The 21,385-nt window shown below is 58.2% G+C and carries 17 protein-coding genes and 1 pseudogene; 13 read left to right on the top strand and 5 right to left on the bottom strand.

Going from position 1 to position 21,385, the window contains the following annotated elements; translation table 11 throughout:
• Positions 1-87: 87 nt before the first annotated feature.
• Positions 88-1,863 carry a glyoxylate carboligase gene (gene gcl, locus QNH97_RS20830; RefSeq protein ID WP_283553705.1) on the bottom strand — a complete coding sequence of 592 codons (1,776 nt, stop codon included), beginning with the start codon at positions 1,861-1,863 and terminating at the stop codon, positions 88-90.
• 261 nt (positions 1,864-2,124) lie between these two features.
• On the opposite strand from gcl, the gene QNH97_RS20825 reads away from it, so the two are divergent.
• Together QNH97_RS20825 and QNH97_RS20820 are read left to right on the top strand one after the other, a co-directional pair.
• Complete coding sequence (locus tag QNH97_RS20825) at positions 2,125-2,562, top strand: GlcG/HbpS family heme-binding protein (RefSeq protein ID WP_283553704.1); 438 nt, start codon at positions 2,125-2,127, stop codon at positions 2,560-2,562.
• Positions 2,563-2,773: 211 nt separating this feature from the next.
• Positions 2,774-3,229 (top strand): annotated as a pseudogene (locus QNH97_RS20820) (REP-associated tyrosine transposase); the annotation flags it as partial.
• Between the two features lie 131 nt (positions 3,230-3,360).
• Here the strand turns inward: QNH97_RS20820 and QNH97_RS20815 are convergent.
• Positions 3,361-3,966 carry a TetR/AcrR family transcriptional regulator gene (locus QNH97_RS20815; RefSeq protein WP_283553703.1) on the bottom strand — a complete coding sequence of 202 codons (606 nt, stop codon included), beginning with the start codon at positions 3,964-3,966 and terminating at the stop codon, positions 3,361-3,363.
• A gap of 130 nt (positions 3,967-4,096) precedes the next feature.
• On the opposite strand from QNH97_RS20815, the gene QNH97_RS20810 reads away from it, so the two are divergent.
• The 3 genes from QNH97_RS20810 (at position 4,097) to QNH97_RS20800 (ending at position 7,311) form a co-directional block, all read left to right on the top strand.
• Positions 4,097-5,026, top strand: a complete 930-nt coding sequence (locus QNH97_RS20810) for a DUF808 domain-containing protein (protein WP_283553702.1) — start codon at positions 4,097-4,099, stop codon at positions 5,024-5,026.
• Positions 5,027-5,076: 50 nt separating this feature from the next.
• On the top strand, positions 5,077-6,219 hold the full coding sequence (locus QNH97_RS20805) for an acyltransferase family protein (RefSeq protein ID WP_283553701.1): 1,143 nt from the start codon (positions 5,077-5,079) through the stop codon (positions 6,217-6,219).
• Between the two features lie 126 nt (positions 6,220-6,345).
• Positions 6,346-7,311, top strand: a complete 966-nt coding sequence (locus QNH97_RS20800) for a WaaS/CpsH family glycosyltransferase (RefSeq protein ID WP_283553700.1) — start codon at positions 6,346-6,348, stop codon at positions 7,309-7,311.
• Between the two features lie 148 nt (positions 7,312-7,459).
• Here QNH97_RS20800 and QNH97_RS20795 read toward each other — a convergent pair whose 3' ends face one another.
• Complete coding sequence (locus QNH97_RS20795; RefSeq protein ID WP_283553699.1) at positions 7,460-8,248, bottom strand: MlaA family lipoprotein; 789 nt, start codon at positions 8,246-8,248, stop codon at positions 7,460-7,462.
• On the bottom strand, positions 8,241-9,539 hold the full coding sequence (gene mlaY, locus QNH97_RS20790) for a lipid asymmetry maintenance lipase MlaY (RefSeq protein ID WP_283553698.1): 1,299 nt from the start codon (positions 9,537-9,539) through the stop codon (positions 8,241-8,243). Before mlaY ends, QNH97_RS20795 begins: the two co-directional genes overlap by 8 nt.
• A 426-nt stretch (positions 9,540-9,965) precedes the next feature.
• Between mlaY and QNH97_RS20785 the strand changes: the two genes are divergently transcribed.
• From QNH97_RS20785 to QNH97_RS20775, 3 genes are all read left to right on the top strand, one after another.
• The gene (locus QNH97_RS20785) at positions 9,966-10,820 is read left to right on the top strand and encodes a glycine betaine ABC transporter substrate-binding protein (RefSeq protein WP_283553697.1); all 855 of its coding nucleotides are present in this window, start codon (positions 9,966-9,968) and stop codon (positions 10,818-10,820) included.
• A gap of 318 nt (positions 10,821-11,138) precedes the next feature.
• Positions 11,139-11,450 carry a DUF485 domain-containing protein gene (locus tag QNH97_RS20780; protein ID WP_186636180.1) on the top strand — a complete coding sequence of 104 codons (312 nt, stop codon included), beginning with the start codon at positions 11,139-11,141 and terminating at the stop codon, positions 11,448-11,450.
• Positions 11,447-13,105 (top strand): cation acetate symporter, encoded by a 1,659-nt coding sequence (locus QNH97_RS20775; RefSeq protein ID WP_283553696.1) that lies wholly within the window; start codon positions 11,447-11,449, stop codon positions 13,103-13,105. The genes QNH97_RS20780 and QNH97_RS20775 overlap by 4 nt, the downstream gene beginning before the upstream one ends.
• Positions 13,106-13,390: 285 nt before the next feature.
• Here QNH97_RS20775 and gltA read toward each other — a convergent pair whose 3' ends face one another.
• Positions 13,391-14,680: a citrate synthase gene (gene gltA, locus QNH97_RS20770; protein WP_283553695.1), complete on the bottom strand. Its 1,290-nt coding sequence runs from the start codon at positions 14,678-14,680 to the stop codon at positions 13,391-13,393.
• 364 nt (positions 14,681-15,044) lie between these two features.
• On the opposite strand from gltA, the gene sdhC reads away from it, so the two are divergent.
• From sdhC to QNH97_RS20745, 5 genes are all read left to right on the top strand, one after another.
• Entirely contained in the window at positions 15,045-15,419 is a 375-nt protein-coding gene (gene sdhC, locus QNH97_RS20765; RefSeq protein WP_003179220.1) for a succinate dehydrogenase, cytochrome b556 subunit, read from the top strand.
• Complete coding sequence (gene sdhD / locus QNH97_RS20760) at positions 15,413-15,781, top strand: succinate dehydrogenase, hydrophobic membrane anchor protein (protein ID WP_150712098.1); 369 nt, start codon at positions 15,413-15,415, stop codon at positions 15,779-15,781. Before sdhC ends, sdhD begins: the two co-directional genes overlap by 7 nt.
• Before the next feature lie 3 nt (positions 15,782-15,784).
• On the top strand, positions 15,785-17,557 hold the full coding sequence (gene sdhA / locus QNH97_RS20755) for a succinate dehydrogenase flavoprotein subunit (protein ID WP_283553694.1): 1,773 nt from the start codon (positions 15,785-15,787) through the stop codon (positions 17,555-17,557).
• 11 nt (positions 17,558-17,568) lie between these two features.
• Positions 17,569-18,273 (top strand): succinate dehydrogenase iron-sulfur subunit, encoded by a 705-nt coding sequence (locus tag QNH97_RS20750; protein WP_018610098.1) that lies wholly within the window; start codon positions 17,569-17,571, stop codon positions 18,271-18,273.
• 262 nt (positions 18,274-18,535) lie between these two features.
• A complete protein-coding gene (locus tag QNH97_RS20745; protein ID WP_283553693.1) occupies positions 18,536-21,367 on the top strand; it encodes a 2-oxoglutarate dehydrogenase E1 component in 2,832 nt (943 codons plus the stop codon).
• Positions 21,368-21,385: the final 18 nt, after the last annotated feature.

Genomic DNA, 21,385 nt, shown 5'->3' with positions numbered 1-21,385 from the left:
CGCGATAGCGGTGTGTCTGCTTGCATCCATGTTGAATGTAGCGCCGTCATCGCGAGCAAGCTCGCTCCCACCGGAGTGCGTCGGCAGTCAATCGAGCAACGAAATCGCGGTCGGCGCATCGTTACCCACCAGCGCCAGGTCCTCGAATTCGTTGACGGCGTTGATCTCGGTGCCCATGGAGATGTTGGTCACCCGCTCCAGGATGATCTCGACGATCACCGGCACCTTGAATTCCTCGATCATAGCCTGGGCCTGGCGCAACGCCGGCTGGATACCGGACGGTTCGAACACCCGCAGCGCCTTGCAGCCCAGGCCCTCGGCCACGGCGATGTGGTCCACGCCGTAACCGTTGAGTTCCGGCGCGTTGAGGTTGTCGAAGGACAACTGCACGCAGTAATCCATATCGAACCCGCGCTGGGCCTGGCGGATCAAGCCCAGGTAGGAGTTGTTCACCACGACATGGATGTACGGCAGCTTGAACTGCGCACCCACGGCCAACTCCTCGATCATGAACTGGAAGTCATAGTCGCCCGACAACGCCACGACCTTGCGGCTCGGATCGGCCTTGACCACCCCCAGTGCGGCCGGAATGGTCCAGCCCAAGGGACCGGCCTGGCCGCAGTTGATCCAGTGGCGTGGTTTGTAGACATGCAGGAACTGCGCCCCGGCGATTTGCGACAAGCCGATGGTGCTGACGTAGCAAGTGTCCTTGCCGAACACCTGGTTCATTTCTTCATAGACGCGTTGTGGCTTGACCGGCACGTTGTCGAAATGGGTCTTGCGCTGCAGGCTGGCCTTGCGCTGTTGGCAGTCCTGCAGCCAGGCGCTGCGGTTTTTCAGCTTGCCGGCGGCTTGCCACTCACGGGCCACTTCGATGAACACCGTCAGGGCCGAGGCGGCATCGGACACGATGCCCAGGTCGGGGGTGAACACGCGGCCGATCTGGGTCGGTTCGATGTCCACATGAATGAACGTGCGGCCTTCGGTGTAGACCTCCACCGAACCGGTGTGACGGTTGGCCCAACGGTTGCCGATACCCAGCACCACGTCCGACTTGAGCAGCGTGGCGTTGCCATAGCGGTGGGAGGTTTGCAGGCCGACCATGCCGACCATCAGCGGATGATCGTCCGGGATCGTGCCCCAGCCCATCAATGTGGGAATGACTGGAATGCCCGTCAGTTCGGCGAACTCCACCAGCAGCTCACTCGCATCGGCATTGATGATCCCGCCGCCGGCCACCAGCAATGGGCGTTCAGCCTGATTCAACATCGCCAGGGCTTTCTCGATCTGCACGCGATTGGCGGCGGGTTTGGCTAATGGCAGCGGCTGGTAGGCATCGATGTCGAATTCGATATCGGCCATCTGCACATCGAAGGGCAGGTCGATCAGCACCGGGCCTGGACGGCCGGAGCGCATCTCAAAGAATGCCTTCTGGAACGCGTAGGGCACCTGGCCCGGCTCCAGGACGGTGGTCGCCCACTTGGTCACCGGCTTGACGATGCTGGTGATGTCCACGGCCTGGAAATCTTCCTTGTGCAAACGGGCGCGGGGCGCTTGCCCGGTGATGCACAGGATCGGGATCGAGTCGGCCGAAGCACTGTAGAGCCCGGTGACCATGTCGGTGCCGGCCGGGCCCGAGGTACCAATGCACACGCCGATGTTGCCAGCCTTGGTGCGGGTGTAGCCCTCGGCCATGTGCGAGGCACCTTCAACGTGGCGAGCGAGGACATGATCGATGCCACCCACCTTCTGCAAGGCCGAGTACAGCGGGTTGATCGCGGCACCGGGGATGCCGAAGGCGGTGTCCACGCCTTCGCGGCGCATCACCAGGACGGCGGCTTCGATTGCTCTCATTTTGCTCATTGTTTTGTGCCTCTTACGTTTTGTAATTGTATACAAGTGGCTTTGTGCAGAGTCTATTCACGGCGAACGGTGCAGGTCAATTCATTTTCTCAAGCGTCTGTTTCATTCGTCGGAAGGCCATAGATACTGCGACTCTTGGTCGTGTAAAGCGCTTTGTGAAAATTATTGTATACATAAAATTATCTAATTGTGTTCTATTTGATGTGTTCGGTTTCTCTGGAAAACCGGAAAGCTCTCCCATCCCCAAAAGGACAGCACCCTATGAGCGCTCTAACCTTGAACGTCGCCGTCAACCTGGCGGGACAAGCCCTTGCCATGGGCCGTGAGATCAACGCTGCACCACTGACCGTCGCGGTCCTCGACAGCGGCGGACACTTGATTGCCCTGCAGCGCGAAGACGGCGCCAGCCTGCTTCGCCCACACATCGCCATCGGCAAGGCCTGGGGCGCTATCGCCCTGGGCAAAGGCTCACGCTTGCTCGCCCAGGACGCTCAGCAGCGCCCGGCCTTCATCGCCGCGCTGAACAGCCTGGGGCAGGGCAGCGTCATACCGGCACCGGGTGGGGTGTTGATCAGGGATCAGGAGGGAAATGTGTTGGGGGCGATTGGCATCAGCGGTGACACCTCGGACATTGATGAACAGGTCGCGATCAAGGCTGTGGAGGCGGTGCAGTTGCGGGCGGATGCAGGGGGGGCTTGATGTGGCGGTGATTGGCCTGTCGTCATCGCGAGCAAGCTCGCTCCCACAGCGTTTGATGCTGGACACATAATGGCAAAACACCGCAAACCCAGTGTGGGAGCGAGCTTGCTCGCGATGACGATCTGTCAGACACATCCAGCCAAGAGTCAGTCCGGCATTCAAAAACAACTGGCCTAGCCTTTGATGACCTTATCATTGGAGAGGCGAAGGAATGCCTGATCTACCTGCTTCACATCGCTTGCGCACTGGCCGCTATGGCGAGTTAAACCGAATCTACTTACTGACCACCAACACAATCGACCGAAGACCTGTTTTTCAGGATTTCGCCTTAGGCAGGTTGGTTGTTGATCAATTTCGATATGCCCAGGATATGAGGTGGGCAAAATCACTGGCTTGGGTGGTTATGCCCGATCATTTCCATTGGTTGATCGAACTGCAACAGAGCTCATTAGATAAGCTGATGCAAAAAACCAAATCCATGAGCGCTCGGGCAGTGAACCTATCCACAGGACGTCGAGGTAGTTTGTGGCAGCAGGGATACCATGACCGAGCGTTGCGACGGGAGGAGGGCTTGGTCAAGCTCGCTCGTTATGTTGTCGCCAACCCACTGCGGGCAGGTTTGGTGAAGCGACTTGGTGACTATTCGCTGTGGGATGCCATCTGGGTTCGATCTGAAGTCGAGGTGCCTTCATCGCGAGCAAGCTCGCTCCCACACGGGATCTCGGCCGATAGCGAAATCTAAGTACACTGCAGGTCCTGTGGGAGCGAGCTTGCTCGCGATGAAGGCAAATCGGTCCATCAGTCTGGCTCACACCCCTTCAACACCAACCGAATAATCGTCTGCGCCGCCGCTTCATAGTCGGCTTCATCCAGCTTTGCCTTGCCGGTCACCGCAGAGATCTGCCAGTCGAAGTCGGCGTAGGTTTGTGTGGCGGCCCAGATGCTGAACATCAGGTGGTTGGGGTCGATGGGGGCGATCTGGCCGCGGTCGATCCAGGTCTGGATGCAGTCGATGTTGTGCCGGGCCTGGGCGTTGAGTTGCTCCACCAGATCGGGGCTCAGGTGGGGGGCGCCGTGCATGATTTCGCTGGCGAAGACTTTCGAGGCAAAGGGCAAGTCGCGGGAAATGCGGATCTTGGAGCGGATGTAGTGGCTCAACACCTCGCCCGGTACGCCCTCGGCATTGAAGGGCGTCGAGGCCTGGAGAATCGGTTCGATGATGCTTTCCAGGACCTCGCGATAGAGGTTTTCCTTGGATTTGAAGTAGTAATAGACGTTGGGTTTGGGCAGGCCAGCCTTGGTCGCGATATCGCTGGTTTTGGTCGCGGCGAAGCCCTTGTCGGCAAATTCTTCGCTGGCGGCACGCAGGATCAATGCTTTGTTGCGCTCGCGGATAGTGCTCATAAACCCAGGGGTTCCTTGCCTGTTCTGGCGGTGGCGCATGGTAGCACCGGCCTCCCGCGGCGCTCAAGAATGCCCCACGGCCCCGCTGCTCGCGGTATGCTGCGCAGCATTATTGTTCAAGGAGCCTTCCATGGCAGGAAGCAGTTTGCTGGTACTGATCGACGACATCGCCACCGTCCTCGACGATGTGGCGTTGATGACCAAGATGGCCGCCAAGAAAACCGCCGGCGTGCTCGGCGATGACCTGGCGCTCAACGCTCAGCAAGTCTCGGGTGTGCGGGCTGAGCGGGAGCTGCCGGTGGTCTGGGCGGTGGCCAAGGGTTCGTTTATCAACAAGTTGATCCTGGTGCCGTCAGCGCTGGCCATCAGCGCTTTCGTGCCTTGGCTGGTGACGCCACTGTTGATGGTGGGTGGCGCCTACCTGTGTTTCGAAGGCTTCGAAAAACTGGCCCACAAATTCCTCCACAGCCCGGCCGAAGACGAGGCAGAACATGCGCAACTGGTCGAGGCCGTGGCGGATCCGGCGGTCGATCTGGTGGCCTTTGAAAAGGACAAGATCAAAGGCGCGGTGCGCACCGATTTCATTCTATCGGCCGAGATCATCGCTATCACCCTGGGCACCGTTGCCGATGCACCACTGACCCAACAGGTGATCGTGCTCTCGGGCATCGCCATTGTCATGACCGTTGGCGTCTACGGGCTGGTGGCCGGGATCGTCAAGCTCGATGACCTGGGGCTCTGGCTGACACAGAAACCAGGACAAGTCGCCAAAAGCGTCGGCGGCGCGATCCTGCGTGCCGCACCCTACATGATGAAAAGCCTGTCAGTGATCGGCACCGCGGCCATGTTCCTGGTGGGCGGCGGCATCCTCACCCATGGTGTGCCGGTGGTGCATCACTGGATCGAAGGCGTGGCCGCCAGTGCCGGTGGTGCCGGGTTTATCGTGCCGATGTTGCTTAATGCGGTAGCGGGGATCATCGCGGGTGCAGTGGTGTTGGCGGGGGTGATGGTTGTCGGCAAGGTCTGGAAAGCGCTGAGTGCTAAAGCTGGCAACCGTTGACAACTCCCGGCTGCGGGTCTTGAGCCAGCTAACATATTTGGTACAAATCAATGATCGAAACCTTTCAATTGCTGGCGCTATACGTGCTTTCCGTCAGTGTGTTCTGCTTGATCGCCGGGCGCTTCCCTTTGCTCGCCCCTGAAGCACAACACCGAGTATCGTCGTTGGACGGTCTGCGTGGAGTCCTCGCAACCGCGGTGATGGTTCACCACTTCGTCATCACCTTTGTGTGGCACACCACCGGAACCTGGCAAGTCTCTGACAGCCGCGTGGTCAACAATATGGGCGCCGTACCGGTGTCCTTGTTCTTTATGATCACGGGCTACCTTTTTACGCAAAAAGTGCTCAGAGGGCAGCCCAAGTGGGGCTCGCTGCTTTCCTCTCGATTGCGCCGCATTTTCCCGATGTACATCGCGTCTGTTCTCTTGATTGTCGCCATCAGTTTCTACCAGACAAGGGGGGAGTTAAGCCCGCTGCTCGATCATCTCGTCGCGCTTGGTCGCTGGTTAATCTTCCTGGGAGGACCGATCAATGGATTTCCAGACAGCAAGCTGATCAACGCTTCTGTGCATTGGACACTGATGTACGAGGCGCTTTTCTATCTCTCGCTCCCGCTCATGTATTGCCTGTTCCGTCGTCAACTGCCGATCCTCGCCCTGGTGATTTCCATCGGCGCGATTGCGCTCTTATGGACGGAGTATCACCACGTATTTCATAAGCGATTCGTTAAGTTGTTTCTGGTGGGTATGGCGGTCGCCTTTTTTGAACCTCGGCTGCGAAAGACATCGATCAACTTTTCAAATCTCTGGTGCTGCCTCATTGCTGCCGGGGTCCTGCTCGCGAGCCTGAAGATGCGCTCATACTCAACGGGGCAGATGTTGATTCTCGGTATTCCGTTTGGACTATTCGTTCTAGGCAACAGCCTGCACGGACTCCTGGAACACAAGGGGCTAAAGGTCCTTGGGGAGGCGAGCTACAGTATCTATTTGCTGCACGGTATCGTGATCTACAGCCTGTTCAGTCTGCTGGAAATATACAATTTCACAGACGGCACACTCGCTGGCTATGCATGGTATTTGCCACTTGTCATTCTGGTGGTGAGCGCATTGAGCGTTTTGACCTACTGGTCAATCGAGCGACCCTTTATCATTGCGCCCCGCAGGCGGCTTGATAAGACAGCCGAAGAAATATAATTCCAGAGGGTTGCCAAGCGCTTTCTGATCCACAGATCAGTATGGATTTCTCGCGACCAAGATCCGCAATTCAGCGAAAAAGTTCTGAAAGGCACCGCTATCTTTAACCCGTTTTACGAGAGTGACATGGCCTATCTGCCTCCCGGCATCACATCGAAAAAGCTCCTGATCGTTTGTCGGGACGTCGGCGGTTATGTAAAGCGGCTGAGCGATTACTTAGCCAAAAACAATGAGGTCACTTTCGTTGATCTTTCTGCACCGCGCGACGAGATCCAGTTTCTACCTGGAAAGCTGCGGCGATGGCTGAAGAAATTCCTGACCGTTCGTGCAGCGCACCGTCAGATTCAACAGGCCGGGAAAGTCGACTCTGTACTCATCATCAATCCCGCACAAATCGACATCACGCTCGTCGATCAGGCAATGGTTGCGGCACAACAGACCATCGCGTTCCTGTCTGACGGCGTTGCACGACTTGCCATGCCGGTTGCTCAGCTGGCCCGTTTCGACAAGGTCTACACCTTCGACGATGCGGACGCCCGGGAATACGGATATCGGAAGCTCAGCAACTACATTTATGAGCTTAATACAGCGCTTGAAACGACGCGTGAGTACAAAGCGTTCGTAGTGATGGCGGGCAAGAACCGCATTGACGTGTTGGGCAGGATTGCAGCGGAATTCGATCGTCTTGGCCACACGAATTATAAGTTCCTGGTACAAAGCAAGGTGGTCGAAAATGCCAGTCCCGGTATCACTTTTTTCAGGGAAAGGATGTCGCTCGATGAAGTCGGCGACCTGATTAGACGCTCGGAAATCTTGATCGATATCGTCCGGCCGGGCCATGCCGGTCTGAGCTTTCGCTTCTTCGACGCTTTGTTCTACCGGAAGAAGATCATCACCAACAATCCGTCGGTAATGAATTACGATTTTTATGATGCGCGAAACATTCTGGTCATTGACAGTGACCGCCCTGTTATCCCGCCGTCATTTCTCGCTGAGGAATATATTGATCCCCCTGCGGATGTGGTCCAGAAGTACAGCATGAGTAGTTGGGCTAGCGAAGTCTTTGCTCCAGTTGCCGATGATCAGCGATAGGGCCTGCATCGCCACAATGCTGATCCTCCTCAACAAAAAGCCCCCCGTCATCGAGCATGTCGGGGGGCTTTTTGTTTAGGGGGCACCAGGCAGGTGGAGGCAGTTATTAAACCCATCCGCACAAGGCGCAACCGCACTCCTTGCGGGATTACTCGGCAATCTGCAACTTGCGCGATTCGGTATACACGTAGCGCACCTTTTCATACTCGAACGGCGTGTTCAGTTGGCCATAGCGGAAGCTGGTCTGGTAGCGCTTGTCCACACCGCGCAGGAGCAGGAGTTCCGGGTGGTTGGCACTGACTTCGGAGACGTTCAGGAAGTTGATCGCCGATTCAGCCGTGTAGTCCACCAGCAAGCCTGAGGTATCGCGCAGGTTCGAAGGGCCGAAGATCGGCAGTACGAAGTACGCGCCACCGGGCACGCCATAGAAGCCCAGGGTCTGGCCGAAGTCTTCGCTCTGGCGCGGCAGGCCCATGGCGGTGGCCGGGTCCCACAGGCCGGCGATGCCGACGGTGGTGTTGAGCAACAGCCGCGCCGTGGTTTCCATCGAACGCTTGCCCTTGAGTTGCAGCAGGCTGTTCATCAGGTTCGGCACATCCCCAAGGTTATTGAAAAAGTTGCTCACTCCGGTGCGCACGAAGCTTGGGGTGATGTATTGGTAGCCATCAACGACGGGCAGGAATACCCATTGATCGAAGCGGTAGTTGAAGTGGTAGACGCGGCGGTTCCAGGACTCCAGCGGGTCATAGACGTTCAGGGCATTGAGGGTCGAGCGCTCGAACTCGCGCTGGTCCAGTCCCGGGTTGAACTTGAGCTTGCTCAACGGCTCCTTGAAGCCGTCGGAATCCACCACCACAGGCGCATTGGCCTTGCTGTTGTCGGCATGGACCATGCCGGCACTCATTAACGCAGCGATAAGCAGGAGATATTTAGCCACGGAAGAACTCCAGCATGGCGTCGCTGTTGACGCGGTAATTGATGTTGCCGCAGTGACCGCCCAATGGATAAACCGTCAAGCGGTCGCCAAAGGTCTTGCGCAGGAAACCCAGGTCGCCCGGGCCGAGGATGACGTCGTCGGCGTTGTGCATGACGGCGATTTTCTGGCTGTCGTGCAGGTAATCCTTCAGCGCGTACAGGCTGACCTGATCGACCAGTTGCAACAAACTGCCGCCGTCGGTGCGCGCACGCCACATCGGGATCACCTGCTCGGTGAGGTAGCAGTCGAAATCGCATTGCAGTGCACGCTTGAGAAACGGCGTCAGGCTGGTGCTTTCGGTGATCGGGAATTTGGGCGGGATGATCAGGCCGCGACGGTTGATCAGGTCCGAGGTGAACGCAATGTCGGCCGCCGAGAAACGGAACGAGGTGCCAATCAGCATGGCCATTTGCTCGTTGCTCAGGTGTTGCTTGGACTGCTGGAAGTCATACAGCAGGGCATCGTTGAGGTCGATGTAGCCTTTTTGCTGGAAGTAGCGGGTCAGCTTGTTCAGCACCAGCTCATAGAAGGTGGTGGTGTTGTTGATGCCCTTGACCTCGGTCTGGACCAGTTTGTCCAGGTTGGTGATCGAGGTGTAGAGGTTCACCGGCGGGTTCAGCAACAACACTTTCTTGAAGTTGAAGCTGCGCCGGGTTTCGTCCAGGTGTGCGACGAAGGCTGCGTCCAGAGCGCCGAGGCTGTAGCCGGTGAGGTAATACTCTGTCACCGGCAGCTTGGGGTTCTGGGCGCGCACCGCCTGCATCACCCGGTACATGTCTTCGGCGTCTTCCTTGCTGATGCCGGGGGTGGCGAAGCGCGAAGCGGCGCTCATGAAGTCGAAGCTGGTGGGCGATGACAACTGCACCACGTGGTAGCCGGCCTTGTAATAGAGCCGCTTGAGGTATTCATTGATGCTACTGTCAAAGCGCGCCCCGGTGCCGGCGATCAGGAAAATCAGCGGCGCGGGTTTGTCCTGGGTGGCCATGCGGTAGGTGAGGCTTTTCACCGGCCAGAAGTTGTCCGGCAAGATGAACTCGCGTTCCGGACGCAGGGTGAGGCTGTGGTCGGACTGGTTGATGTCCTCGATCAGTGGCAGCTCCGGGCGCAGGTCCGGCGGAGTGGTGGCAATGGTTGCCTCGAAGGGGTTGGTCAAGGGGTAGCCATAGCTGGCGGCGTCAATATCTGCCGCCAGCGCGGACGCACTCAGGATAAGGCCGCCGATGAGGGCAGCGAAGCGCAAGGAACGGAGCATGACGAGATCCCTAAGAGGAAGGTGCCGAATGAGGTTCGCAGGCTATGACCACCGCAGTGGAGCCAAGTGCCATGACGGATGTAAAACAGGCGCAGACGGGGCGCAATAGTAGCGGGACGATACACGGTCGTGATAGGGCGCGCCTAGTTATCTGATGACCTACTTGATTCGAGCAGGCAAGGTTGGGACGGGATTCGTGGCGAAAACGGCCGAAATGGTCTACTGGCTTTCTGATGTCGTTTCTCGTTGCTTCGGCGTCGCTGCCAGAGCAGGTTCCAGATCGGCGCAGGTTGATGATCGACGGGTCGGTACTCCACTGACGTTCGAGCCGGTTTGCAAGCGAGCGTGATGGGGGCGCTGTCCACCATAACAATACGTTGACGCCGCTCGGCATCCGCCGGGCGCAGCACTTTCGGGGAAGTAACGATGAAGATGCGACAACTCTTGGGCGCAGGTGCCGCACTGGTACTGGCCATCAGCTCTACACTGGCCAGCGCCGAAACCAAAACCCTGAGCATCGGTTACGTTGACGGCTGGTCCGACAGTGTCGCGACCACCCATGTGGCGGCCGAAGTGATCAAGCAGAAACTGGGCTATGACGTGAAGCTGCAAGCGGTCGCGACCGGGATCATGTGGCAGGGCGTGGCCACCGGCAAACTCGACGCAATGCTCTCGGCCTGGCTGCCAGTGACCCATGGCGACTACTGGACCAAGAACAAGGATCAGGTGGTCGATTACGGTCCCAACTTTAAAGATGCAAAAATCGGCCTGATCGTGCCGGAGTACGTCAAGGCCAAGTCGCTCGAGGATCTGAAGACCGACGACTCCTTCAAAAAGCGCATCGTCGGCATTGACGCCGGTTCAGGCGTGATGCTCAAGACCGAACAGGCTATCAAGGATTACGACCTGACCGGCTATCAACTCAAGGCCAGTTCCGGCGCCGGCATGATTGCCGAGCTGACCCGTGCCGAGAAGAAAAACGAATCCATCGCGGTTACCGGTTGGGTGCCGCACTGGATGTTCGCCAAGTGGAAACTGCGCTTCCTGGAAGATCCGAAAGGCGTCTACGGCGCGGCTGAAACCGTGAACAGCATCGGCAGCAAGGACTTGGAAGCCAAGGCGCCGGAAGTGGTCGCGTTCCTGAAGAAATTCCAATGGGCCTCGAAAGATGAAATCGGCGAAGTCATGCTGGCGATCCAAGAAGGTGCCAAGCCAGACGCCGCTGCCAAGGACTGGGTTGCCAAGCACCCGGACCGTGTAAAAGAGTGGACCGGCAAGTAATCAATCTGGTTTAGCTGGTTCGCAAAACCGCATGACGTTGTGTCATGCGGTTTTTTTGTGCCTGCAATTTTCCGATTGGCGCCGGTCCCCTGTGGGAGCGAGCTTGCTCGCGATAGCGATGTGTCTGCTTGCATCCATGTTGAATGTGGCGCCGTCATCGCGAGCAAGCTCGCTCCCACAAGAGGGCAATGGCGGAGATTTGGCTAGAACCTGTCAGGGCTGTCATGTCGTTCTAATACTAAGGTCGTCTGGAACCTGGCCTTGAGCCGCATAGAGTAGGGTCGTTCCAATTAAATCTGTGCTGCGAGGATAAAAACAATGAACGACAGCATTTACCTCTCGATTCAAAACAGCCCGCGCTTCAAGGAGCTGGTTCGAAAACGAGAAAAGTTCGCCTGGATTCTCTCGGCGATCATGCTTGGGTTGTATTCCGGCTTCATTCTTCTGATCGCCTACGGGCCGCACATCTTGGGCGCGAAGATCAGTCCCGAATCCACCATTACGTGGGGTATCCCCATTGGCGTGGGCCTGATTCTTTCGGCCTTCGTCCTGACGGGTATCTACGTGCGACGCGCCAACGGCGAGTTCGACGACCTGAACAATGCGATTCTCAAGGAGGCTCAGCAATGATCCGGCGTCTACTGGCTCTACTGAGCATCGCAGCGTTCGCCCCGGGGGCCTGGGCGGCTGAAGCCCTGACCGGTGCCGTGCAGAAACAACCCCTCAACGTCGCAGCTATCTTGATGTTCGTGGCCTTCGTCGGCGCGACCCTGTACATCACGTACTGGGCGTCCAAGAAAAACAACTCGGCGGCCGACTACTATGCGGCCGGCGGCAAGATCACCGGCTTCCAGAACGGCCTGGCGATCGCTGGCGACTACATGTCGGCGGCGTCCTTCCTGGGGATTTCCGCGCTGGTGTTCACGTCCGGTTATGACGGTCTGATCTACTCCATCGGCTTCCTGGTGGGCTGGCCGATCATTCTGTTCCTGATCGCCGAGCGCCTGCGTAACCTGGGTAAATACACCTTTGCCGATGTGGCGTCCTATCGTCTCGGGCAAACCCAGATCCGCACCTTGTCTGCCAGCGGTTCGCTGGTGGTGGTGGCCTTCTACCTGATCGCGCAAATGGTCGGTGCCGGCAAGCTGATCCAGCTGCTGTTCGGCCTGGACTACCACGTTGCGGTGATTCTGGTCGGTATCCTGATGTGCCTTTATGTGCTGTTCGGCGGCATGCTGGCTACCACCTGGGTACAGATCATCAAGGCTGTGCTGTTGCTGTCGGGCGCTTCGTTCATGGCGCTGATGGTGATGAAGCATGTCAACTTCGACTTCAACATGCTGTTCTCCGAGGCGGTCAAGGTGCACGCCAAGGGTGAAGCGATCATGAGCCCTGGTGGCCTGGTCAAGGATCCGGTCTCGGCGTTCTCCCTTGGACTGGCGCTGATGTTCGGTACCGCTGGCCTGCCACACATCCTGATGCGCTTCTTCACCGTAAGTGACGCCAAGGAAGCTCGCAAGAGCGTGCTGTATGCCACTGGTTTCATCGGTTACTTCTACATCCTGACCTTCATCATCGGCTTCGGCGCGATCCTGCTGGTCAGCACCAATCCGGCCTTCAAGGACGCGGCAGGTGCCTTGCTGGGTGGTAACAACATGGCGGCGGTGCACCTGGCCAACGCGGTGGGCGGCAGCATCTTCCTGGGCTTCATCTCGGCGGTGGCGTTCGCGACCATCCTGGCGGTAGTAGCGGGCCTGACCCTGGCGGGTGCCTCGGCGGTGTCCCATGACCTGTATGCCAGCGTGATCAAGAAAGGCAAGGCCAACGAGAAGGACGAGATTCGCGTCTCGAAAATCACCACCATCTTCCTGGCGGTGCTGGCGATCGGCTTGGGTATCTTGTTCGAGAAGCAGAACATCGCGTTCATGGTGGGCCTGGCGTTCTCCATCGCGGCGAGTTGCAACTTCCCGGTACTGTTGCTTTCAATGTACTGGAAGAAGCTGACCACTCGCGGCGCCATGATTGGCGGCTGGCTGGGCCTGGTCAGTGCCGTGGGCCTGATGGTGCTCGGTCCGACCATTTGGGTGCAGATCATGGGGCACGAGAAGGCGATCTTCCCGTACGAATACCCGGCTCTGTTCTCGATGATCATTGCCTTCACCGGTATCTGGTTCTTCTCCATCACCGACAAGTCGGCTGAAGGTGCAAACGAACGGGCGCTGTTCTTCCCGCAGTTCGTGCGTTCGCAGACTGGCCTGGGGGCGAGCGGGGCGGTTAACCATTGATGTAGCGATAAGAGCTTGAAGAAATACCCCGGTCGAGAGGCCGGGGTATTTTTTTGTGCCAGTTTCAAGGTTGGCAGGCCTACCGTCATCGCGAGCAAGCTCGCTCCCACAAAGGAGCGTGTACACCGATCCACTGTGGGAGCGAGCTTGCTCGCGATGACATGAGGCCTGGCGCTGAAATGCTTGGGGGATAAAGGAGGAGGGCGCAAACAAAACAGCCCCCGCTCTTATGTAAGAAGCGGGGGCCGTTTCGGTGCAGCTTGAGACCTTGTTAAAAGGCAGGTCTTACTTGCGGTATTCCAGCTGGGTGATGTCGCGCGACTCGTAGCCGGTGTACAGCTGGCGCGGGCGGCCGATCTTGTACGGGCTGGAGAGCATTTCCTTCCAGTGGGAGATCCAGCCCACGGTCCGCGCCAAGGCGAAGATCACGGTGAACATGCTGGTTGGAATGCCGATCGCCTTGAGGATGATCCCCGAGTAGAAGTCGACGTTCGGATACAGCGAGCGCTCGATGAAGTACGGGTCGGTCAAGGCAATCTCTTCCAGGCGCATGGCCAGTTCGAGTTGCGGATCGTTCTTGATCCCCAGTTCCTTGAGCACTTCGTCGCAGGTCTGCTTCATTACAGTGGCGCGTGGGTCGCGGTTCTTGTAGACCCGGTGACCGAAGCCCATCAGCTTGAACGGATCGTTCTTGTCCTTGGCCTTGGCGATGAACTTGTCGATGTTCGAGACATCGCCAATTTCATCGAGCATGGTCAATACCGCTTCGTTGGCACCGCCGTGGGCAGGGCCCCAGAGTGCAGCGATACCGGCGGCGATACAGGCGAACGGGTTGGCACCCGAGGAGCCGGCCAGGCGCACGGTGGACGTGGAGGCGTTCTGCTCGTGGTCGGCATGGAGGATGAAGATCCGGTCCATGGCCTTGGCGAGCACCGGGCTGATCGGTTTGATCTCGCACGGGGTGTTGAACATCATATGCAGGAAGTTCTCTGCATAGGTCAGGTCGTTGCGCGGGTACATCATGGGCTGGCCCATGGAGTACTTGTAGACCATGGCTGCCAGGGTCGGCATCTTCGCCACCAGGCGGATCGCGGAGATTTCGCGATGCTGAGGGTTATTGATGTCCAGGGAGTCGTGGTAGAAGGCCGAGAGAGCGCCGACAACGCCGCACATGACGGCCATCGGGTGGGCATCGCGACGGAAGCCGTTGAAGAAAGTCTTCAACTGCTCGTGAACCATGGTGTGGTTCTTCACGGTGCTGACGAACTGGGCCTTTTGCTCTGCGGTTGGCAGCTCGCCGTTGAGCAGCAGGTAGCAGGTTTCCAGGTAGTCCGATTTTTCAGCCAGTTGCTCGATCGGGTAGCCGCGGTGCAGCAGGATGCCGTTGTCGCCGTCGATATAGGTGATTTTCGACTCGCACGAAGCGGTCGACATGAAACCTGGGTCAAAGGTGAAACGGCCCGTGGCCGTCAGGCCCCGTACGTCGATTACATCGGGACCAACGGTGCCGGTTAAAATGGGCAGCTCGACGGGGGCTGCGCCCTCGATGATCAACTGCGCTTTTTTGTCAGCCATGTGGCCTCCTATTAATGCTTGGAATCATCAGACAGACCCCCCACGCAGGGCCCGCACCACTATAGTGAGATAAATCCGAATGTCAATTTGCCTAAAGTCTTGCTCCAGAAGGCTTTAACCGGACTTTTTCCGCGAAATTACCTGCCGTTTACGCCTTTTGCCGCCTATGTGCAATGCGCTATTAGGGGAAGGTGAACGCGTTGTCATTAGTAGCCTAACTGTCTATACTCGGCCACCGACCGCCAGGGGCTTTTGGGCCTGCTTTCTTGGGGGTCGTCACTCCCTGGGTGGTGAGTACCTGACCAGTGCGCGCCCCAACAACTTTGCCCTGATTGTTAGGGGCTCTTCAGTGTGAAAAAAAGCCGTGAAAAGCCAACGACCTGTAAACCTAGACCTAAGGACCATCAAACTCCCAGTCACTGCTTACACGTCCATTCTTCACCGAATCTCCGGTGTCATTCTCTTCGTCAGCCTGGCCATCATGCTTTACGCATTGGACAAGTCGCTCGACTCGGAAGAAGGCTTCGGTCAGGTGAAAGCGTGTCTGACCAGTCCGCTAGCCAAGCTAGTGATTTGGGGCATCCTGTCCGCCTTGCTGTATCACTTGGTTGCCGGTGTGCGCCACTTGATCATGGACATGGGCATCGGTGAGACGCTGGAAGGCGGCAAGCTGGGCTCAAAAATCATTATCGCCGTGTCTGCGGTGTTGATCGTTCTGGCAGGAGTCTGGATATGGTAACCAACGTCACGAACCTCTCGCGTTCGGGCCTCTATGACTGGATGGCGCAGCGTGTGTCTGCGGTCGTTCTCGCGGCTTACTTCATTTTCCTGATCGGATATGTCGTGGCAAACCCTGGCATTGGCTACGCCCAATGGCATGAACTGTTCGCAAACAACTGGATGCGTATCTTCAGTCTGCTGGCGCTTGTCGCACTGGGCGCTCACGCCTGGGTCGGCATGTGGACCATCGCGACTGACTACCTGACGCCAATGGCGTTCGGCAAGTCGGCGACTGCTATACGTTTCCTCTTCCAGGCCGTATGCGGCGTCGCGATGTTCGCGTACTTCGTCTGGGGTGTGCAGATTCTTTGGGGTATCTGATTCATGGCTAACATTCCTACGATTTCTTTCGACGCCATCATCATCGGTGGTGGCGGTGCCGGCATGCGCGCTGCGCTGCAATTGGCGCAGGGCGGTCACAAGACTGCCGTGATCACCAAGGTTTTCCCGACCCGTTCGCACACTGTGTCCGCCCAGGGCGGCATCACCTGCGCCATCGCTTCGGCCGACCCGAACGATGACTGGCGCTGGCACATGTACGATACCGTCAAGGGTTCCGACTACATCGGTGACCAGGACGCTATTGAATATATGTGTCAGGAAGGCCCGGCTGCCGTTTACGAGCTGGACCACATGGGTATGCCATTCTCGCGTACCGAGCAAGGTCGTATCTACCAGCGTCCCTTCGGCGGTCAGTCCAAGGACTACGGCAAGGGCGGCCAGGCTGCGCGTACGTGCGCGGCGTCCGACCGTACCGGTCACGCGTTGCTGCACACGCTTTATCAGGGCAACCTGAAAGCCGGTACCGTGTTCCTGAACGAGTACTACGCTGTCGATCTGGTGAAAAACCAGGATGGCGCTTTTGTCGGTGTGATCGCGATCTGCATCGAAACCGGCGAAACCACCTACATCCGCGCCAAGGCTACCGTGCTGGCGACCGGCGGTGCTGGCCGTATCTACGCCTCCACCACCAACGCCCTGATCAACACCGGTGACGGCGTTGGCATGGCCCTGCGTGCTGGCGTGCCGGTACAAGACATCGAAATGTGGCAGTTCCACCCGACCGGCATCGCCGGCGCCGGTGTACTGGTCACCGAAGGTTGCCGTGGTGAAGGCGGTTACCTGATCAACAAGCACGGCGAGCGTTTCATGGAGCGTTATGCTCCAAACGCCAAGGACCTTGCCGGTCGTGACGTGGTTGCCCGTTCGATGGTTAAAGAAATCATCGCTGGCAACGGTTGCGGTCCGAATGGCGACCACGTGATGCTCAAGCTCGACCACCTGGGCGAGGAAGTGCTGCACAGCCGCCTGCCAGGCATCTGCGAACTGTCCAAGACCTTCGCTCACGTCGATCCGGTCGTCGCGCCGGTTCCGGTTGTTCCAACCTGCCACTATATGATGGGCGGCGTTGCCACCAACATTCATGGCCAGGCAATCACCCAGAACGCCGAAGGCGTGGACGAAATCATCCCTGGCCTGTTCGCAGTGGGTGAAGTGGCGTGCGTATCGGTTCACGGTGCCAACCGCCTGGGCGGCAACTCGCTGCTCGACCTGGTGGTGTTCGGCCGCGCGGCCGGCCTGCACTTGGAAAAAGCGCTGACCGACGGTATCGAGTACGACGATGCCACCGATGCCAACATTGAAGCTGCCCTGGCGCGTCTGTCCGCTCTGAACGCGCGTACCGAAGGCGAAGACGTGGCGACCCTGCGTCGCGAGTTGCAAAACTGCATGCAGAACTACTTCGGTGTATTCCGTACCGGCGAATACATGCAGAAGGGTATCGCCCAGTTGGCTCAATTGCGTGAACGAATTGCCAACGTGAAGATCAACGATAAGTCGCAGGCGTTCAACACTGCACGTATCGAAGCGCTGGAACTGCAGAACCTGCTGGAAGTGGCCGAAGCCACCGCCATCGCGGCTGAAGTGCGTAAAGAGTCCCGTGGTGCCCATGCCCGCGAAGACTACGAAGACCGTGACGACGAAAACTGGTTGTGCCACACCTTGTACTTCCCGGGTGATAAACGTGTCACCAAGCGTGCCGTGAACTTCTCGCCGAAGACCGTTCCGACGTTCGAACCCAAGATCCGGACTTACTAAGGGTGGCCGCCATGTTGCAAGTCAGTGTTTATCGCTACAACCCTGATCAGGACGCTGCGCCGTTCATGCAGGATTTCCAGGTCGATACCGGTGGTAAAGACCTGATGGTGCTGGACGTGCTGGCCCTGATCAAAGAGCAGGACGAAGGTTTCTCCTACCGTCGCTCTTGCCGTGAGGGCGTTTGCGGCTCCGACGGCATGAACATCAACGGCAAGAACGGCTTGGCCTGCATCACGCCGCTGTCCGCGGTGGTCAAGGGCAACAAGCTGATCGTACGTCCGTTGCCAGGTTTGCCGGTTATCCGTGACCTGGTCGTCGATATGAGCATCTTCTACAAGCAATACGAGAAGGTGAAGCCATACCTGCAGAACGATACGCCGGCTCCGGCCATCGAGCGTCTGCAGTCCCCGGAAGAGCGTGAAAAGCTCGACGGTCTGTACGAGTGCATCCTGTGCGCCTGCTGCTCGACCTCGTGCCCATCCTTCTGGTGGAACCCGGACAAATTCCTGGGCCCGGCCGCCCTGCTGCAAGCGTATCGCTTCCTGGCAGACAGCCGTGACACCAAGACGTCCGAGCGTCTGGCGGCACTGGATGACCCGTTCAGCGTATTCCGCTGCCGCGGGATCATGAACTGCGTCAACGTCTGCCCGAAAGGCCTGAACCCGACTAAGGCCATCGGACACGTACGTAACATGCTGCTGCAAAGCGGCGTGTGATTCAGCAGCTGTACCCGTAGGACCGTTGTACCCGTAAAGGCTAGGGCGCGGGCTTCAACCCGCGTCATAGCTATAACCAGAACAGCCGCTCACAAAGCGGCAGTTCTTATTTTGAAGAAATGAGACAAGCAGGGGCATCCGGGCTGGTACCCGGACTATCAGCGTGATCCTAAGTGGCTTGTTTTAGTCGCTGCACTCGGACTTCTGCAAGTTTGCTCGGTGTTTTCGCCGATGGTGTTCCCCTAATCGAGGGTGACCAAGCATGCAAGAAAGCGTGATGCAGCGCATGTGGAACAGTGCCCACCTCTCCGGTGGTAACGCTGCCTATGTGGAAGAGCTCTACGAGCTCTACCTGCACGACCCTAACGCTGTGCCAGAAGAATGGCGCACCTACTTTCAGAAGTTGCCGGCTGACGGTAACTCTGCCACTGATGTTTCGCACTCGACAATTCGCGATCATTTCGTGTTGCTGGCAAAGAACCAGCGCCGCGCTCAACCGGTGTCTGCCGGCAGCGTGAGCAGCGAGCACGAGAAGAAGCAAGTTGAAGTGCTGCGACTGATCCAGGCCTACCGGATGCGAGGCCACCAGGCAGCCCAGCTGGACCCGCTGGGGCTGTGGCAGCGTCCTGCACCTGCAGACCTGTCGATCACTCATTACGGCTTGACCAATGCCGATCTTGATACGACCTTCCGTGCCGGCGACCTGTTCATCGGCAAAGAGGAAGCGAGCCTACGCGAAATTCACGAAGCGTTGCAGCAGACATATTGCCGCACCATCGGCGCTGAGTTCACGCATATCACCGATTCCGAGCAGCGCCAGTGGTTCCAGCAGCGTCTGGAAAGCGTTCGTGGCCGTCCGACGTACTCCGCCGAGATCAAGAGCCACTTGCTCGAGCGCGTCACCGCCGGTGAAGGCCTGGAGAAATACCTGGGTACCAAATACCCGGGCACCAAGCGTTTTGGTCTGGAAGGCGGCGAAAGCCTGATTCCAATGCTCGACGAGCTGATCCAGCGTTCAGGTTCCTACGGCACCAAGGAAGTTGTCATCGGCATGGCCCACCGTGGCCGTCTGAACGTGCTGGTCAACACCTTCGGCAAGAACCCGCGCGAGCTGTTCGACGAGTTCGAAGGCAAGAAGAAGGTCGAGCTGGGTTCCGGTGACGTCAAGTATCACCAGGGTTTCTCGTCCAACGTGATGACCACCGGTGGCGAAGTCCACTTGGCCATGGCTTTCAACCCGTCCCACCTGGAAATCGTTTCCCCGGTAGTCGAGGGTTCGGTCCGTGCCCGTCAGGATCGTCGCAACGACCCGACTGGTGAAAAAGTCCTGCCGATTTCCATCCACGGTGACGCGGCATTCGCCGGTCAAGGCGTGGTCATGGAAACCTTCCAGATGTCGCAGACCCGCGGTTTCAAGACCGGCGGCACCGTGCACATCGTGATCAACAACCAGGTCGGTTTCACCATCAGCAACCCGGAAGACTCGCGTTCCACCGAGTACGCAACCGACGTCGCGAAAATGATCCAGGCGCCGATTCTCCATGTGAATGGTGATGACCCGGAAGCTGTGCTGTTCGTGACCCAGTTGGCCATCGACTACCGCATGCAGTACAAGCGTGACGTGGTGATCGACCTGGTCTGCTACCGTCGTCGCGGCCACAACGAGGCCGACGAGCCAAGCGGCACCCAGCCTCTGATGTACCAGCAGATCGCCAAGCAGCGCACCACCCGTGAGCTGTATTCCGAGCGCCTGACCCAGGGCGGCGTACTGGATGCAGCGCGCGTCCAGGAAAAAGTCGACGAATATCGCAATGCCCTGGACAACGGCCTGCATGTTGTAAAAAGCCTGGTCAAAGAGCCGAACAAAGAGCTGTTCGTGGACTGGCGTCCGTATCTGGGCCACGCCTGGACCGCACGTCACGATACCCGCTTCGACCTCAAGACCTTGCAGGAACTGTCTGCCAAGCTGCTGGAAATCCCGGAAGGCTTCGTGGTCCAGCGCCAGGTCGCGAAAATCTATGAAGACCGGCAGAAGATGCAAGCCGGCGGTCTGCCGATCAACTGGGGTTATGCCGAAACCATGGCGTACGCGACCCTGGCGTTCGAAGGTCACCCGATTCGCATCACCGGCCAGGACGTAGGCCGCGGCACTTTCTCGCACCGCCACGCGGCGCTGCACAACCAGAAAGACGCCAGCACCTACATCCCGCTGCAACACCTGTACAAAGGCCAGCCACGTTTCGACCTGTACGATTCGCTGCTGTCCGAGGAAGCCGTCCTGGCGTTCGAATATGGCTATTCCACCACCGAGCCGAATGCGCTGGTGATCTGGGAAGCCCAGTTCGGCGACTTCGCCAACGGTGCCCAGGTGGTTGTCGACCAGTTCATCACCAGCGGCGAGCACAAGTGGGGCCGTCTCTGCGGTCTGACCATGCTGTTGCCACACGGTTATGAAGGGCAGGGGCCGGAGCACTCTTCGGCACGTCTGGAGCGTTACCTGCAACTGTGTGCCGAGCACAACGTCCAGGTTTGCGTACCGACAACTCCGGCGCAGATCTACCACCTGCTGCGTCGTCAGGTCATCCGTCCGCTGCGCAAGCCGCTGATCGTGCTGACACCGAAGTCGCTGCTGCGTCACAAACTGGCGATCTCCACGCTCGAAGACCTGGCCGAAGGCTCCTTCCAGACCGTTATTTCGGAAATCGACACGCTGGACGCGGCGAAGGTGACTCGCCTGGTCCTGTGCAGCGGCAAGGTCTACTACGACCTGCTGGAAAAACGTCGTGCCGAAGGCCGCGAAGACATCGCCATCGTGCGTATCGAGCAGCTGTACCCGTTCCCGGAAGAGGACCTGATGGAGGCCATCGCGCCTTACACCAACCTCACCCATGTGGTGTGGTGTCAGGAAGAACCGATGAACCAAGGCGCCTGGTACAGCAGCCAGCATCACCTGCGTCGCAGCATTGGCAACCATAACAAGGCCTTGGGCCTTGAGTATGCTGGCCGTGATGCTTCCGCTGCACCGGCGTGTGGTTATGCGTCGATGCACGCCGAACAGCAGGAAAAACTGCTGCAAGATGCTTTCACTGTTTAAGCCTTCGTGCTGACTGAA

This window comes from Pseudomonas sp. G2-4, from assembly GCF_030064125.1.
GTDB lineage: Bacteria > Pseudomonadota > Gammaproteobacteria > Pseudomonadales > Pseudomonadaceae > Aquipseudomonas.
Note: the sequence above shows the minus strand (reverse complement) of the source record. Positions and strands in the feature narration are given on the sequence as shown.

Excerpts from the sequence above, each read along its gene's own strand:
- sdhD (WP_150712098.1), top strand. The coding sequence starts at position 15,413 with ATGGTAACCAACGTCACGAACCTCTCGCGTTCGGGCCTCTATGACTGG.
- gcl (WP_283553705.1), bottom strand. The coding sequence starts at position 1,863 with ATGAGCAAAATGAGAGCAATCGAAGCCGCCGTCCTGGTGATGCGCCGC.
- QNH97_RS20805 (WP_283553701.1), top strand. The coding sequence starts at position 5,077 with ATGATCGAAACCTTTCAATTGCTGGCGCTATACGTGCTTTCCGTCAGT.
- QNH97_RS20825 (WP_283553704.1), top strand. The coding sequence starts at position 2,125 with ATGAGCGCTCTAACCTTGAACGTCGCCGTCAACCTGGCGGGACAAGCC.
- QNH97_RS20750 (WP_018610098.1), top strand. The coding sequence starts at position 17,569 with ATGTTGCAAGTCAGTGTTTATCGCTACAACCCTGATCAGGACGCTGCG.
- gltA (WP_283553695.1), bottom strand. The coding sequence starts at position 14,680 with ATGGCTGACAAAAAAGCGCAGTTGATCATCGAGGGCGCAGCCCCCGTC.
- QNH97_RS20780 (WP_186636180.1), top strand. The coding sequence starts at position 11,139 with ATGAACGACAGCATTTACCTCTCGATTCAAAACAGCCCGCGCTTCAAG.
- QNH97_RS20785 (WP_283553697.1), top strand. The coding sequence starts at position 9,966 with ATGAAGATGCGACAACTCTTGGGCGCAGGTGCCGCACTGGTACTGGCC.
- mlaY (WP_283553698.1), bottom strand. The coding sequence starts at position 9,539 with ATGCTCCGTTCCTTGCGCTTCGCTGCCCTCATCGGCGGCCTTATCCTG.
- QNH97_RS20775 (WP_283553696.1), top strand. The coding sequence starts at position 11,447 with ATGATCCGGCGTCTACTGGCTCTACTGAGCATCGCAGCGTTCGCCCCG.
- QNH97_RS20800 (WP_283553700.1), top strand. The coding sequence starts at position 6,346 with ATGGCCTATCTGCCTCCCGGCATCACATCGAAAAAGCTCCTGATCGTT.
- QNH97_RS20810 (WP_283553702.1), top strand. The coding sequence starts at position 4,097 with ATGGCAGGAAGCAGTTTGCTGGTACTGATCGACGACATCGCCACCGTC.
- sdhA (WP_283553694.1), top strand. The coding sequence starts at position 15,785 with ATGGCTAACATTCCTACGATTTCTTTCGACGCCATCATCATCGGTGGT.
- QNH97_RS20745 (WP_283553693.1), top strand. The coding sequence starts at position 18,536 with ATGCAAGAAAGCGTGATGCAGCGCATGTGGAACAGTGCCCACCTCTCC.
- QNH97_RS20815 (WP_283553703.1), bottom strand. The coding sequence starts at position 3,966 with ATGAGCACTATCCGCGAGCGCAACAAAGCATTGATCCTGCGTGCCGCC.